This window comes from Mesorhizobium sp. M7A.F.Ca.AU.002.02.1.1, assembly GCF_003998535.1.
GTDB classification, from domain to species: Bacteria; Pseudomonadota; Alphaproteobacteria; order Rhizobiales; family Rhizobiaceae; genus Mesorhizobium; species Mesorhizobium ciceri.
Genome location: NZ_RZPB01000073.1, coordinates 1 through 14,193 on the forward strand (window position 1 = coordinate 1; position 14,193 = coordinate 14,193).

16 protein-coding genes and 2 pseudogenes are annotated in these 14,193 nt (G+C 62.3%); 10 read left to right on the plus strand and 8 right to left on the minus strand.

Translation table 11 applies throughout. The features are described 5' to 3' along the window. Together EN879_RS07370 and EN879_RS07375 are read right to left on the minus strand one after the other, a co-directional pair. Window positions 1–479, minus strand: a pseudogene (locus EN879_RS07370) (ABC transporter permease); the annotation flags it as partial. After that, the gene (locus EN879_RS07375; RefSeq protein WP_063168677.1) at window positions 476–1,480 is read right to left on the minus strand and encodes a substrate-binding domain-containing protein; all 1,005 of its coding nucleotides are present in this window, start codon (window positions 1,478–1,480) and stop codon (window positions 476–478) included. The gene EN879_RS07375 and the pseudogene EN879_RS07370, both read right to left, overlap by 4 nt. 412 nt (window positions 1,481–1,892) lie before the next feature. Between EN879_RS07375 and EN879_RS07380 the strand changes: the two genes are divergently transcribed. From EN879_RS07380 to EN879_RS07395, 4 genes are all read left to right on the plus strand, one after another. Then, window positions 1,893–2,126: a hypothetical protein gene (locus tag EN879_RS07380; protein WP_013530508.1), complete on the plus strand. Its 234-nt coding sequence runs from the start codon at window positions 1,893–1,895 to the stop codon at window positions 2,124–2,126. Window positions 2,127–2,246: 120 nt separating this feature from the next. Continuing rightward, window positions 2,247–2,444 carry a hypothetical protein gene (locus tag EN879_RS07385; RefSeq protein WP_013530509.1) on the plus strand — a complete coding sequence of 66 codons (198 nt, stop codon included), beginning with the start codon at window positions 2,247–2,249 and terminating at the stop codon, window positions 2,442–2,444. Between the two features lie 245 nt (window positions 2,445–2,689). After that, a complete protein-coding gene (locus EN879_RS07390) occupies window positions 2,690–3,448 on the plus strand; it encodes an SDR family oxidoreductase (RefSeq protein ID WP_063168676.1) in 759 nt (252 codons plus the stop codon). A 62-nt stretch (window positions 3,449–3,510) separates the two neighbouring features. Further along, complete coding sequence (locus EN879_RS07395) at window positions 3,511–4,380, plus strand: sigma-70 family RNA polymerase sigma factor (protein WP_164747167.1); 870 nt, start codon at window positions 3,511–3,513, stop codon at window positions 4,378–4,380. Between the two features lie 118 nt (window positions 4,381–4,498). Here EN879_RS07395 and EN879_RS07400 read toward each other — a convergent pair whose 3' ends face one another. Continuing rightward, complete coding sequence (locus EN879_RS07400) at window positions 4,499–5,068, minus strand: TetR/AcrR family transcriptional regulator (protein WP_063168675.1); 570 nt, start codon at window positions 5,066–5,068, stop codon at window positions 4,499–4,501. 103 nt (window positions 5,069–5,171) lie between these two features. Here EN879_RS07400 and EN879_RS07405 point away from each other — a divergent pair, with 103 nt between their 5' ends. Continuing rightward, window positions 5,172–5,987 carry an oxidoreductase gene (locus tag EN879_RS07405; RefSeq protein WP_063168674.1) on the plus strand — a complete coding sequence of 272 codons (816 nt, stop codon included), beginning with the start codon at window positions 5,172–5,174 and terminating at the stop codon, window positions 5,985–5,987. Between the two features lie 65 nt (window positions 5,988–6,052). Then, a complete protein-coding gene (locus EN879_RS07410; RefSeq protein ID WP_063168673.1) occupies window positions 6,053–7,054 on the plus strand; it encodes an NADP-dependent oxidoreductase in 1,002 nt (333 codons plus the stop codon). Window positions 7,055–7,074: 20 nt separating this feature from the next. On the opposite strand, the gene EN879_RS07415 is transcribed toward EN879_RS07410, so the two are convergent. The 3 genes from EN879_RS07415 to EN879_RS07425 form a co-directional block, all read right to left on the minus strand. Then, window positions 7,075–7,548 (minus strand): VOC family protein, encoded by a 474-nt coding sequence (locus EN879_RS07415; RefSeq protein WP_027160885.1) that lies wholly within the window; start codon window positions 7,546–7,548, stop codon window positions 7,075–7,077. 43 nt (window positions 7,549–7,591) lie between these two features. Continuing rightward, complete coding sequence (locus EN879_RS07420; protein WP_013530516.1) at window positions 7,592–8,740, minus strand: amidohydrolase; 1,149 nt, start codon at window positions 8,738–8,740, stop codon at window positions 7,592–7,594. A gap of 153 nt (window positions 8,741–8,893) precedes the next feature. Then, the gene (locus EN879_RS07425; RefSeq protein WP_013530517.1) at window positions 8,894–9,337 is read right to left on the minus strand and encodes an SRPBCC family protein; all 444 of its coding nucleotides are present in this window, start codon (window positions 9,335–9,337) and stop codon (window positions 8,894–8,896) included. A gap of 435 nt (window positions 9,338–9,772) precedes the next feature. On the opposite strand from EN879_RS07425, the gene EN879_RS07430 reads away from it, so the two are divergent. Then, complete coding sequence (locus tag EN879_RS07430) at window positions 9,773–9,916, plus strand: hypothetical protein (protein WP_013530518.1); 144 nt, start codon at window positions 9,773–9,775, stop codon at window positions 9,914–9,916. A gap of 97 nt (window positions 9,917–10,013) precedes the next feature. Here EN879_RS07430 and EN879_RS07435 read toward each other — a convergent pair whose 3' ends face one another. After that, entirely contained in the window at window positions 10,014–10,706 is a 693-nt protein-coding gene (locus EN879_RS07435; protein WP_063168672.1) for a DUF2270 domain-containing protein, read from the minus strand. A gap of 476 nt (window positions 10,707–11,182) precedes the next feature. Here EN879_RS07435 and EN879_RS07440 point away from each other — a divergent pair, with 476 nt between their 5' ends. From EN879_RS07440 to EN879_RS07450, 3 genes are all read left to right on the plus strand, one after another. Beyond that, the gene (locus EN879_RS07440) at window positions 11,183–11,704 is read left to right on the plus strand and encodes an Hsp20/alpha crystallin family protein (RefSeq protein ID WP_013530520.1); all 522 of its coding nucleotides are present in this window, start codon (window positions 11,183–11,185) and stop codon (window positions 11,702–11,704) included. A gap of 126 nt (window positions 11,705–11,830) precedes the next feature. Next, entirely contained in the window at window positions 11,831–12,565 is a 735-nt protein-coding gene (locus tag EN879_RS07445) for a gamma-glutamylcyclotransferase (protein ID WP_013530521.1), read from the plus strand. 196 nt (window positions 12,566–12,761) lie between these two features. Continuing rightward, the gene (locus tag EN879_RS07450) at window positions 12,762–13,913 is read left to right on the plus strand and encodes an acyltransferase (protein ID WP_063168671.1); all 1,152 of its coding nucleotides are present in this window, start codon (window positions 12,762–12,764) and stop codon (window positions 13,911–13,913) included. On the opposite strand, the pseudogene EN879_RS07455 reads toward EN879_RS07450, so the two are convergent. Then, window positions 13,900–14,193: pseudogene (locus EN879_RS07455) on the minus strand (glycoside hydrolase family 127 protein); the annotation flags it as partial. The gene EN879_RS07450 and the pseudogene EN879_RS07455 overlap by 14 nt on opposite strands.

The window sequence follows — 14,193 nt, forward strand, 5'->3', positions numbered from 1 at the left end:
AGGATGAGGCCAAGGCCAGTGATGCCCGACAGCGTGCCGAGCGTCACCACGAAATCGGGGATTTTGCCTGCCGTGATGATCAGCCCGTTGAGGAAGCCCACCGCGCTGGTGGCGAGAACCGCGAGCACGCAGGCGATGAAGATGCCGTAGCCGGCGGCATTGACGAGGCCGAGGATGATGGCGCCGAGCATGACGGCTGCCGCCAACGACAGATCGATGCCCGAGGTGGCGATGACGAAGGTCTGGCCGATCGACAGCACGACCAGGATCGCAGCCGCCAGCAGCAGCGCCTGCAGATTGGCGACGCTGAGAAAGACCGGCTGGGCGATGCCGAAGACGATGACGAGGCCGACCAGGCCGACGACGGATGCCCAGTCGGCCCAGAAGGAGGGATCGAGGAGGAGAGCCGCCAGGGAGGGACGGCTCTCCTCCGCACCCGCCGAATGGGCGGCGGGCGCGTTGTCTGCAGGTGTGCTCACTTCAGCATCTCGCGGAAGGGATCGGGATAGTCGCCGCCGGGACGCGGAAAATTCTTTAGCGACGCTTCGGCATTGTCCTTGTTGATCAACAGCACAGGTGCCGGCACGTTGGCCGGCAGTTCCTTGCCCTTGGCCGCGACCGCACAGGCTTCGACGCCCATGGCGCCGACGACATAGGGGTATTGGGCGACGGTGGCGGTGAGTTCGCCTGATGCGATCGACTTCAGCGCATCGACAATGCCGTCTAGGCCGATCACCTTGACGTCCTTGCCCGACGTCCGCACGGCGCGCTCGACGCCAAGGGCCATGATGTCGTTGGCGGCGAAGAAGCCGGCGAGGTCCGGATGGGCGGCGAGGATATCGGTGGCGGCGGTCAACGCCTTTTCGCGATCCCAGTCAGCGCTGACCATCACCACGATTTCGAGCTTGCCTTCGACGGCCTGCCTGAAGCCCTTGATGCGGGCGTTGGAGCCGACATCGCCGACGATGCCGGCGACCAGCGCGACCTTGGAACCCTTAGGCACCAGCTTCAGCATCTCTTCGCCGGCCAGCACGCCTGCGGCGACGTTGTCGGTGCCGATATAGGTCGAGACGGCAAAGCCGGCGGCCTTGGCCTGCTCGGGGTCGATGGTCGAGTCGATGTTGACGATCGGCTTCTTCTTTTGGGCGACCGGCACCAGCGCCTGGACGAGGTTGGAGACGCTGATCGGGTTGACCAGGTAGCAATCGAAATCCTGCATGGCCATGGCGGTCAGGCGGTCGGCCTGGCCGGTGGCGTCACCCATGTTGGCGGCGGCCTGGACGCTGACACTGACGCCGTTGGCCTTGGCCTGCTCCTCGATGCCCTTCTGCATGGTCTGGAAGAATGGATTGTCGAGGCCTTTGACGATGGCGGCGACTTTCGCCGCATCCTCGGCGTGGGCGGGTGCCGAGACGATGGTTGCAAGCATGCCGGCGCCAAGCAGGCTCGTGCCGAGTTTCAGGCAATTGAACATGCGCATGGTTTTTCCTCCTCCTGATTGTTTTATGGGCTGCATCGATGTCGCCGTCCGGCGACTGCAATGTCCGACGGCGCGCAAGCGACCCCGGCCCCTGGCGCGACGATCCGCCAACGGACTGCTGCCAGCTTGGGGATGTGCGGACTGCCGCCCCGGTTCGGGCGCTTTTCGATGTCAGGCATTGCTCCTCCCAGAGCGCCGGCCGATGCCATGCCGGCGTTTGCGCATGTTTTATAAAAAATTGACACGCGTCAAGATTTAAAATGTGCGTAGCGATTTTTGACTGCGCGCCCTGCGGGCATGACTGTCCTGCCGGCATGCGCTACAACCAAGGCGCGAAAAAAACTGCCAGCCTAGGGAACCACTAGGGGGATGTCCGCGTTGGTCGCTACTTTTGTGCAGAGGGAGGTTTGGGGTGGGGCGTTTCGAAATCGTGGAAGAGCCAACGGGTACGTTTTCGATTTTCGACACCGTCACGGAATTGCCGGCAACGGCCAAAGGGGGCGTGTGCATTGGGCTTTATCGGCACGAAGTGCCTCTGGCACTGCTTGCAGCGGTTGAAACGGTCCAGCCCGGCCATTTTTCGCTCCTGCCCTCATTGTCGGTGTTGAACGACTGGCGGGCTCATCGAGACGATCTGCTGGCATGAGCAAAGCTGCCCGATGTCGCATCAAAAATCATACGGTATGGGAAATCACGCCCTGTTGTCGAAAGCGGCGGTGAGGCATGGAAAGCAAGGGGAGGTTGCAGTGCGTTGGGAGGTGAAGCAATGTCTGATCAGGACGACCTGATCCGAGCTGCCATCGGACGGCTGCTCGCCGAGAAGACAGGCGCCGCCGTCATATCGATGAGAGAGAGCGTCACCGAGCTTCTGGCGCTGACCGGTGCCGCACTGGACGAAAGACTCCAAGACCTGCTGCTGGAAATGGCCGAAGTCCGCGGCATGATGGTCGCTCTCGACTTCTGAACATATCCGGCTGGGATGCTGCAGCATGGACCGGCAGCGCTTTCATCGCCGGCAGCCTCTAACCTTACTGCGTCCAATATCGGGCATCGCATTTTAGGCCGAAAGCGGACAGGCAGCTTTCCGCCCGATCGCCAGTATTGCCGGCATGTCGCGGATCGTCGCCGCGACAGCGCGCCTCGCCAAACCTTGGCTCTTTTTCCGACCCTCAAACGTCTTAGCTACAGTGAAGCTAAGGAGCAGGGTCGATGAGCCTCAGGAATAAAGAAATCGTGGTCACCGGTGGCAGCCGTGGGCTTGGCCTCGGATTGGTCGAGGCGCTGGTCGAACAGGGCGCCAGTGTGACCGTCGTTGCCCGTGGCGTCGAGGCGCTGGATGCGGTCGGTGCGCGGCTTGGGGTCGCCACTATCCGCGCCGACGTTGCGGAGGAGGGCGCGGCCTATCGCATTCTTAGCGAGGTTCGTCCTGACGTCGTGGTCCTGAATGCTGGTGCCACGCCCCGGATGGGCCGGTTGGACCAACTGAGCTGGGAAGATTTTTCAATCGCCTGGGAAACCGACGTCAAGGCCGGGCTATACTGGCTGCAGGCGGCGCTCAACCTGCCGCTCAAGCCGGGCAGCCGTGTTCTGGTGGGATCGAGCGGTGCCGCCGTCACCGGGTCGCAGTTGTCGGGCGGCTATGGCGGCGCCAAGCGCATGCTGTGGTTCATGGCGAAGTACGCCAACGGCGTTTCGCTGGAGAAGAAGCTCGGCATCCGCTTTCAGGCGATCGTGCCGCGGCAGATGATCCTCGGCACCGGAACAGGCGATGCGGCGGCCGGCGCCTATTCCGGATCCATGGGCATCACGCCCGAACAATTCGTCACCCGCTTCGGTGCGCCGATGCCGCCCCGAACCTTCGGCGACAGGGTGGTTTCCGTGCTGGAAGACCCGCAATATGCCGAGGGGATCGTCTTCGGCCTCAATGGCGACGCGGGCGTAACCGTGATGGAGGGGGCTGCGGCTTGAGCGAACGAGATCCTGCCGTGGACCGCGACCGACGGGAAGGGCTGCTTGCCCTTGCCGCCGCGATGCGGCCAGAGCTGCACCGCTATTGCGCGCGCCTGATGGGCTCGGTCATCGACGGGGAGGATGTCGTGCAGGACACGTTTGCGCGAGCCTTCGTTGCGCTGAATGAGCTGGGCGAGGTGCCGCAGCTCAGGCCCTGGCTGTTCCGCGTCGCCCACAACCGTGCGCTTGACCTGCTGCGCAGCCGCGCGATCCGCGCGGCGGAGCCTATCGAGGCGGCGCTTGAAATTGCCGACGACACCAAAGCCGACCCGGTGGAGATGCTGATGCGCAGGCAAGCTATACAGACCGCAGTGTCGCGCTTCGCGGAGCTTCCGCTGCTCCAGCGCAGCGTCGTCATCCTCAGAGATGTGCTCGACGAGCCGCTGGCCGAGATCGCTGCTTTGCTCGGCATCACCGTCGATGCGGTGAAAGGGCACTTGGCGCGCGGCCGCGCCCGGCTTAGGGAAGTCAGTGCGCAGGCCAGTTCGGCTCCCGATGCGCGTATCGCGTCGGCCGCCGTGGTCCGTTATGCGACCCTGTTCAACCAGCGGGATTGGGACGGCTTGCGCGCCCTGCTTGCCGACGACGTCAGGCTTCATCAGTCCCTGCATGCGACGCGCTCGGGTGCGGCGGATGTCGGCATGTTCTTCACGATCTACGCCAAAAGCGACCGCGTGTGGCTGACGCCGGCCTGGCTCGACGGCCGCGAGGTGATCGCTGTGTTCGAAAGCCATGCCGACCAGAAACCGCATCATTTCATGTGGCTGGAGTGGCGAGAAGGTCAGATCAGCTTCATCCGCGACTATCGCTATGTCAGCTATGTTACCGACGATGCCGAGCTGGTGCTGGCCAAGGACGCCAGGTCCTTCGGTCGCGGCACCGGGCACTGAAGAGCGGGCGCGCATCTGACCATCATACGGGCGGTGCTGTTCCTGCCCAAGGGGCCGATGCGGGGCTGGGCGTCGCACCGCCTGAGGATGTCTTTGACGTGCCCACGCGTGACATCCCCTAACTCTGCTCGATCAGCGCGCGCGCCGCAGCTTTCCCTGCCGCAAGGATACGATCCGACAATTCCGTTCCCTCCACGGCACGGGCCAGTTGAAGCGTGCCAATGAGGGTCGCAAAGATAGCGAACGCAACGCCCTCCGGATCAGGAGTTTGCGGCGGCAGCTCTACCGACACCTGGCGCACCTGGGTCAGCAAACGCTCGGTATAAAGCTGACGCGTTTCGGGTGGCTCGCGGGCGATTTCCGCCAGCAAGGCGGCAGAGGCGCAGCCCTTCCCGGGATTATCCCGATGCGCCGCAGACAGATATGTGTCTATGGCCATTGCCAAGCCGCCGGAGGCCAATGCTTGCCGTATCTCGTCGGATTGATCCTCGAGAGCTGCAGCGACCGTTTCACGGACAAGCGCCGCCTTTGATTGAAAGTGGGGATAGAAAGCCCCGTTCGTCAGCCCGGCGTCGCCCATGATGGTTGCCAGTCCGGACGCCGCTATGCCGTTTTTCCGAAAGCGTTCCGCGGCGACCTCCAGGATCCGGCCGCGCGAGGCGTCCTTCCTGCCCTTTTCGTAGCGCATGGCTGCTATTCCTTTCTGCTATTGCATTATGATCATAATCTGATATTACGACTGTAATTTAACAGATGCAAAAAAGCTAGCCCCCATGAGTTTGGAGCACGAAATGAAAACGAATGCCGGAAAAACCGCTGTTGTGACCGGAGCCTCTTCGGGCATCGGCCGCGCCAGTGCCGAAGCCCTTGCGCGGGCCGGGTTCACCGTCTTCGGAACCAGCCGGCGCAAGGCCGGCAACGATCCGGACGGGGTGATCATGCTGATCTGCGACGTGACCGACAGTGAGGCCGTTGCCGCACTCGTTTCGACGGTGCTCTCGCAGACCGGCCGGATCGACCTCTTGGTCAACAATGCCGGGGTCGGCCAGCTTGGAGGCGCCGAGGAATTCTCGATTGCCCAGGTGCAGGCTCTGTTCGACGTCAATCTGTTCGGCGTCATCCGCATGACCAATGCGGTGCTGCCGTCGATGCGGCAGCGTGGCGAGGGGCGCATCATCAATATCGGCTCTGTGCTGGGACTGGTGCCCGCGCCGTATTCAGCGCATTATTCGGCGGTCAAGCACGCGCTCGAGGGCTATTCGGAATCGCTCGACCACGAGGTTCGCGCCTTCAACATCCGCGTTTCGGTCATCGAGCCGGCATTCGTTCGTACTGTCTTCGACCAGAACGGGATCCAGCCGGATTCGCCGTTGCAGGAATACGATCAGGCCCGCGCTACGCTGGAAGCGCTGCTTCGCGACGTGATGCCTGTCGCCGACCGGCCGGAAATGGTGGCGCAAGTGGTCGTCAAGGCAGCGACCGATGCCCGTCCGCAACGGCGCTACACCGCCGGCAAGGCTGCGCGCCAGGTCAGCCTGCTGCGTCGCTTTGCTCCCGCGGGGATATTCGACAAGAGCCTGCGGAAACAATTCCGCCTGCCCGTTTGAACACAGCGAGCAGAGGATTTCACGCACATGCGACACACCAAAATCACTCTCAGAAAGTCACTGCCATGAAGGCATTCGTCGTCGACAAGTACAGCAAGAACGGCACTCTGCGGCTAGCCGAAATGCCGGAGCCGAAACTCGGGGACAGCGATGTCCTGGTCGAGGTCCACGCCGCGGCGGTGAACCTGCTCGATTCCAAGGTCAAAACCGGAGAGTTCAAGCTGATCCTGCCCTATCGCTGGCCCTTCATCCTGGGTCACGACGTGGCCGGGAGGGTTGTGCGCGTGGGATCGAAAGTCCGCAAATTCGACCTGGGCGACGACGTCTATGCGCGGCCGCGCGATGGCCGGATCGGGACGTTCGCCGAGTTCATAGCCATGGATGAAGCCGACGTGGCCCTGAAACCCGGGAACCTCAGCATGGAGGAGGCGGCCTCGATCCCGCTGGTCGGCCTGACCGCCTGGCAGGCGCTCGTCGAAAGGGCCAAGCTGAAGAAGGGACAGAAGGTCTTCATTCAAGCCGGTTCCGGCGGCGTGGGGACATTCGCCATCCAACTGGCAAAGCATCTCGGCGCGACCATTGCGACCACCGCCAGCGCGGCGAGTGCCGGTCTGGTCAAGGGGCTCGGCGCCGATATCGTCGTCGACTACAGGAAAGACGATTTCGAGAAAGTCCTTTCGGGCTACGACGTCGTCTTGAACAGCCAGGACGCCAAGACACTTGAAAAATCACTGAATGTGCTGAAACCGGGTGGCAAGCTCATCTCCATCTCCGGCCCACCGGATCCGGAATTTGCCAGGGAAAAGGGACTGAACGTGGTGCTGAGGCTGGTGCTTCGCCTGCTGAGCCGCGGTATTCGAGCGAAAGCCAAGCGCCGTGGCGTGACGTTCTCGTTCCTTTTCATGTGGGCGCAGGGCGAGCAGCTGAGCAAGATCGCATCGCTCATCGAATCCGGCGCGATCCGCCCGGTCGTCGACCGGATATTTCCCTTCGAGGCGACCAATGAGGCGCTGGCCTATGTCGAAACAGGACGCGCCAAGGGCAAGGTCGTCATCAAGGTCAGATAGCAACTCAGCCCCGATCGAGGTCAGCCGCGCCGGGCTGCGTCGATCGCCGCGACGTCGATCTTTGTCATCTCCATCATCGCATCAAAGGCGCGTTTGGCTTCCTCGCCGCCGGCCGCCATGGCCTCGGTCAGCGTGCGCGGCGTGATTTGCCAAGACACGCCCCATTTGTCCTTGCACCAGCCGCACACGCTCTCCTGGCCGCCATTGCCGACGATGGCATTCCAGTAGCGGTCGGTTTCCTGCTGATCGTCGGTGGCGATCTGGAACGAGAAGGCCTCGTTCTGCTTGAATGTGGAGCCGCCGTTCAATCCGATGCAGGGAATGCCGGCGACGGTAAATTCGACCGTCAACACGTCGCCTTTCTTGCCGGACGGAAAATCGCTCGGCGCACGGTGAACGGCGCCCACGCTGGTGTCGGGAAAGGTCTCTGCGTAGAAGCGCGCCGCAGCCTCGGCGTCCTTGTCGAACCAAAGGCAAATCGTGTTCTTCGGTATCTTTGGCATTGCATGTTCCTTTCGGCGTTGGAGTTGGCGGAGGTCAACCCAGGAGATTGCGTGCCGTGCGCATGAAGATCCTCGACCCGATCGGGATCAGGTCGTCGGGAAAGTCATAGTCGGGATTGTGCAAGGCGGGGTGCCGCTCGCCCGCACCGAGGAAGAACATCGCCGACTTGGCACTATGGCCGAACAGGCCGAAATCTTCCGAGGCGCGCATCGGCAGGGCCTCTTCGCCGTGCGATACGCCCTCTTCATCGAGCGCGCGCCGCAGATGCTCCACCGCGTCCGGCGCGTTGACGCTGGCGACGAAGATCTCGTGATAGTCCCAGCGGGCGGTAAGGCGATGCTCGCCGGCGATCCTGGCGACCAGTGCTTCGGCAGCAGCACAAAGGTTCGCCATGCGCTCGTCACGCCGGGTGCGCAGCGTTGCCCAGACCTGCGCATGAGCCGGCGCGATGCCGAACACGGCCTCGCCCATCGCGGCATGGGTGACGGTCAGCATGGAGAAGTCGTCGTCGGCGAAGGTTCCGCGCCCGAGCGCCGGCAGCGCCGGCATCAGCTCACTGATCGCCAGCATCGGCGAGGTGCCGGTCTCCGGCATGGATGAATGGGCGGTCTTGCCCTCCAGCACGATGCGCATGCCGCGTGACGCACAGTTGACCACGCCGGGCTTGAGCCGCACCTCGCCGAACGGCACGCCAGGCAGGTTGTGCAGCGAGAAAGCGAAATCCGGCGCGATCTCGCCGAAGCGGGGATCGGCAACGACGCCGGCTGCGCCATTGCCGGTTTCCTCCGCCGGCTGGAACATCAGCACGACGCGGCCGCTTGCAGGCCGCTCGCGCCCCAACTGCCGGCCGAGGGATGCCAGGATGGCGGTGTGTCCGTCATGGCCGCACATATGCGACTTGCCCGGCACGCGCGACGCATGCGGCACGCCTGAAAGTTCTTCGATAGGCAAGGCATCGAGTTCCGAACGGAACAGCACCGTCGGCCCTGCTTTGCCGCTGTCATATGTGACCGCGACGCCGTGCCCGCCGAGCTGTGTCAGCACCTTGTCCGGCCCCGTATCGGCGAGGAAGGCGACGACCTCCTTTGCCGTCTTCTCCTCTTCATTCGAGATTTCCGGATACTGGTGCAGCTGGCGCCGCCACGCCGTCAACTCGACGATGTCTCGGTTGGTCAGAGTCATGCTTTTTCAACCTCCGCTGCATTCTTCATCGACACGTCCAGGCACAGGGGTGCCGCAATGATGAATTGCTAGCGACAAAGGGCAGTTCCCGCCACAGTCCAAGTTTCAGGCTTCGGCAGGCCAGAAACGGCCGTTCTCCCGGCCATCCGCAGCCTATTGATTGATCTCGGGCTCGACGAGCTTTGCCAGATTTCTGAGCGATTCCTGCCAGCCGAGATAGCAGGCCTCGACCGGAATGACGTCCGGAATGCCGGCCTGGGTAATGTCGATTTCAGTGCCGACCGACACTTTTTTCAAGACCACGGTCACCCGTATCTCGCCGGGCAGGTTGGGATCGTCGAACCTGTCGGTGTAGAGCAGGCGCTCGCCCGGAACGAGTTCAAGGTATTCGCCGCCGAAGGCGTGGCTGTCGCCGGTGGTGAAATTGCGGAACGACATCTTGAACGTGCCTCCGACCTTTGCCTCGAAATTATGGACCGTGCAGGTGAAGCCGTTTGGCGGAAGCCACTTGGCCAGCGCGTCCGCTTCAACGAAGGCGCGATAGACCTTTTCAGGGCTGGTCGTCAGAACGCGGTGCAAACGTACGGTGCCGGGCATTGCTGGATCCTTTCATGAATGCCTGTTCGATACCCCAAGGACGGACGAAGCCTAGCCAGTCCGACATTGGTTTGCGAATTTTTTGACGGGAGGCGGCCTGCCTACGCCGCGGACATGCGTTCGACCCCGAGCTATCAACACGAAGCTCGGGCGAGACGGCGGATGAACTGCACCGGCTTCGGAGCTGGCGCTCACCTGCTAAATCGAGTTCCTGAGCCATCTTGTTGTTCGGGCGTGTTTTTGTCGATTGCCGCGAACGGCCGCGCGTCCCCGTCGATGCTTCGAACGCCGCCAAATAGGGCAGCGCGTCTTTGCCGTCCATGTGCCGATCATTAGAATTTGCATCTGATCAGAGTTGATTTCCTATCAAGCCGTTAATGCGGTCATGCTGTTAATCAGCATTTGCTAATGAGTCTTTCGAACCTGAGGCAAGCAATGACCAAGAATCTCGGCAATGCACGTCATACGCCGGCGAAGGACCCGCAGGTCTCCCTTCTGGGCAAAGCCGCGCCGGCGCTGTTTCCGCTGGTCGTGGCGGCACTGGGTTACATGGTTGGCAAGCAGTTCTTCGGCATCTAGGCGCGAAGTTCCGTTCCCTCAAACGTCTCGGCGGACCGACCATCTCAGCGCGCGGGCCGCCGTTTGCGTTGCAGCGGCGTGTTGCCGGGCATCAACGTCAAACATGCACGTCGCCAAAGGACAGTTCGCCGTCGTTATCGGCCGTGAAAAAGACGATGGCAAGCAACCCGACATAGAATGCGGCCACGACAACCACGATCGCCACACCGGGAACGGGGCCAAGGGCGGCGCTGTCTACGGCTTCGCGAAGCGAACCGGCAAAGCCGGTCCTGACGCCCACGGTTTGAAGGCTGGGGGTGGATATCTTGAGCACCCAGGCCAGCAAGAGGATCAGGAACAGGTAGATGTAATTTCGCCGCAGCCGACGGGCCAGCGCGACGCGCTGCGACAGCAGGAACTTCGGCGCGCGTAGGCCTTCCCCGACGATGAGCAGCCAGTCCGAGGCAAAGTCGGGCTGTGGGGAAAAGATCTGCGCGAAATAGTGGCGCTCGAACTGGCGTACGCGCGCCCGATAGAAATCGAAGAACCGATAGCGGCGCGCCTCGATCCATAGCAGCAGCAGGATCAGCAGCATGGCGAAAAGCAGCACGCCGTGATGCGCACTGGCCGTCGACAGCGATACCGAAAGCAGCGCCGCCACCACCGTGATTGCCCAGTTGGTTGTCCTGTCCAGCCGGTCGCGCCATCCCGCCATGCGAGCGATCTCGGCGCGGTGAAAATGCGACAGCGTGTTGACGCGCTCCGCCGATGAAAGGACGGGGCCAGCGGGCTTTGCCGACGCGTCGTTCATGGCATCCTCCGGCAAGGAACAGAACGGCCTGCCAGCGGCATTGTTCCCTGTCCTCGAGACCGCCGATCCAGCCGACCAGCCGCGCGTTGAGGCCGAGGCGGCTCCGGTCCAGCAGACACCAAGCTGGCGGTTGACCACTGTTTCGCGAAGTGCCGATCGAAGGGCACGACTGATGTGGACAGCACCGGTGACGCAGGCACCTGCATGCACCAATCACATTACATTACGAGGTCTTGACCCACCCGCGACGGAGTCCAAAATCCTCCGCACCAGTGCCGACGAGGCGCCGGCTTCACGGGCGCCGCGCGGGTCAGGGGCGGTGGCCTTCGGGCAGGCTCAGGTGCGCGAGCCCCCGCCACTGATCCAGGCGTTTCCAACGGGACCGGAGCGCCAATGGCGCAGACGCGCATCGTCCGAGCATGGCAACCAGAGCATGCAAACGAACGATAGACAGGATCAAGAAAGGAGCAAATGCAATGACCATTCGTGATCTGATGCCATGGGGTCGCGATCCAAACCAGGTTCAGACCCTCTCAGGCGACCGCGATCAGGACCCATTCATGAGCCTGCATCGCGAGATGAACCGCCTTGTTGACGACATGTTCCGCGGTTTCGGTTCACGTCTTCCATCCTTGGGCAGGCTCTCTTCAGCGGGCGGTGGCTGGCCTAGCGTGGAAATCTCGGAAACGGACAAGGAAATCCGCGTGACCGCCGAGATACCCGGCATGGAGGAAAAGGACATCGAGGTGTTGCTCGATGACGGCGTCCTGACGTTGCGCGGTGAAAAACACGCCGAAACCGACGACAAGGAACGTCAGTTCTCCGAGCGATTCTACGGCCGCTTCGAACGTCGCATTCCGATCGGCTTCGAAGTCGAAGAAGACAAGGTCGCTGCCGATTTCCGCAACGGCGTGCTGTTCGTCACCTTGCCGAAATCCGAGAAGGCACAGAACAAGATGAGGCGCATCCCCATCGGCGGCAAGAGCACCAAGCACTAGAATGATTGGATGCCGGGCGGGAGGGTCACCCGCCCGGCATCGGCCGTTGAATTTTGCGCCGGTCACATGGACCCTTGAGAATCCCTCTGCCTTCGGCAACATGACGGCGACGGTAGAGGGTATGAAATGAACCAGCCGATTTCTGCCATATCGCCGCGCAAGTCCGTGCCGCGCAACACGCCGATGGCGCTGACCGAGGCGTTGGTCGCGCGCACTATGCGTGCTGTCGAGGATGCCGGGCCGACGCCGGGCATGGTTCACATGACCGATGCCGACTATGCGCGTATCCGCGACGAGGTGCTGGCCGGCGCTCCGGCCGGGCCGCTGAAACTATTTGCCTATGGCTCGCTGCTGTGGAAGCCCGCCGGCGAGGTGAGGGGCGGAGAACGCGCGGTGGCCAGCGGCTGGCATCGTTCGTTCTGCTTCACGGTGCAGCGTTTTCGCGGCACGGTCGAGCAGCCCGGCTTGATGATGGCGCTCGATCGCGGCGGCCAGTGCCAGGGCATGGTGTTCGAGATCGCGGAACCGGTGGCGGCCAACCTCGAAGCGCTGCTGCGCCGCGAAATGACCATCCTGCCCGCCGTCAACGTGCCGCGCTGGCTGCAGGTCAGGACCGAAGGCGGCCCATGTCGCGCGATTGGTTTCGTCGTCGATCCCGCCAATCCGCGTTATGCCGGCAAGCTCGACAAGCAGGCGATCGCGGCGACGCTGGTGACAGCCGTCGGTCATTGGGGCTCGGGCGCGCAATATCTATTCGAGACGATCCGCCACCTCGAAGCCTGCGGCATCCGCGACCGCAATCTGTGGCGGCTGCAGGAACTGGTGGCGGAAGAGATCGGGCTGACCGTCGCCCAGAAGTGATCCGCCCAGAAGTGATCCGCTCAGACGCGGCACGCTTCAGTCGTGTTTGGCTCCGGATGCTTGCAGGCCACAGCACCTTGCGAAGCAAATCTCTGATTTCGTAAGTCTCCGCAGTGAAGGTTTAATGAATTGAAAACAGTTCTGGGCCAACGATGACCTGAACACCGGCGCAGGACACGGTGCGCGTGGACCAATCATGAAATCCTCGACCGGAGAGCACTACCCAGCGCTGGATCATGTTCGTGGCCTGGCGGCCTTTCTTGTCTTTACCTGGCATTTCCTTCATGCTTCTCCTGAAGGCCCCGTGCCTTATGATTTCGTGCCGGCTCTTCCTATCTTCAGCGTTCTGGATGAAGGGCATACTGGCGTTTCCCTGTTCATGGCGCTTTCCGGCTACCTGTTCGCCAAGCTGCTCGATGGAAAGCAGATCAACTATCTGCCCTTCTTTGCCAACAGGGCCCTCAGGCTGCTTCCGCTTCTCCTGGTCGTGCTATGCATCGAGGCCTGCCGCAGGTACGTGGCCGGCCAGTCCCTCGACGGGTATTTCACGGGCGTCGGATTGGGGTTTCTTTTTCCCACCCTCCCGAATGGCGGCTGGTCGATAACGATCGAAGCGCACTTCTACCTGTTGCTGCCGTTCTTGCTGATGGTATCCAGGCGGTTTGTGTTCGCGCCCTTGCTGTTCATCGCGGCAGCCATTGTGCTGAGGTCCGTCCTGTATGTGCAGATCGGCGAAGTGCAGTCGGCGGCGTCCGCAACCATCATAGGCCATGCGGATCAGTTCCTGGCCGGCATTCTTGCCTTTCACCTGCGTGCCCACGCGAAGAACCAACACTGGCTGGCGCTGGCCGTTCTCATGGCTTTTTCGGGGTTCTTCTGGTGGTTCGATGCAGCCGGCGGATTTTACCAACTGGGCCGCTATCCGTCGCCTCATTGGATATGGATCATCCTGCCGACCCTGGAGGCGGCAGCCTATTCATTCGGCATCGCCTACTACGACACGAGCTTTTCGAGAAAGCGAACAAGCCCGCCGTTCAGGGTACTGGAGAAGGCTGGGGCCTACAGCTATTCGATCTATCTTCTGCACCTGTTCTTCGTCATGCAATTGGCAGCGTTCATAGACACGAATGTCATGAGCATCAGCAATTTCTACGTCGCATGCCTCTGGTCCGCATTGTGCTTCGTGGCGACGATCCCGATCGGCTATCTCAGCTATACCTGCGTCGAGGCGCCATTCCTGCGCCTGCGTCTGCGCTATATGGACCAAAAGCCCGAAACCGCGGCATCGACCGCGGCTGAGCTTGGATCGGTCATCGCCGATACACCGACCTCGTTCAGCCGTCCCTGAGCCATACCAGCATCTCGCCGGGCTCGCGGTTGTCCCAGGCGAAATAGGGAATGGCGGTCAGTCGCGTCTCGGCGGTGGCCGGCGGCTCGGGCCTGTAGAGCCCGTCCTGCCAGCCGTCGGAGACATCGGCAAGTGCCGCGGTCGACAGCGTCACCACGCCGCCGAGAAGTTCCGGCCGGTGCTGCGCTTCGATGGTGGCCGTCCGCGGCAGCGTCAGGCGATGCGGCTGGCTGTCATTGTCTGATGCCTCGACGCAATAGATCAGCGGGCCGCGTGACAG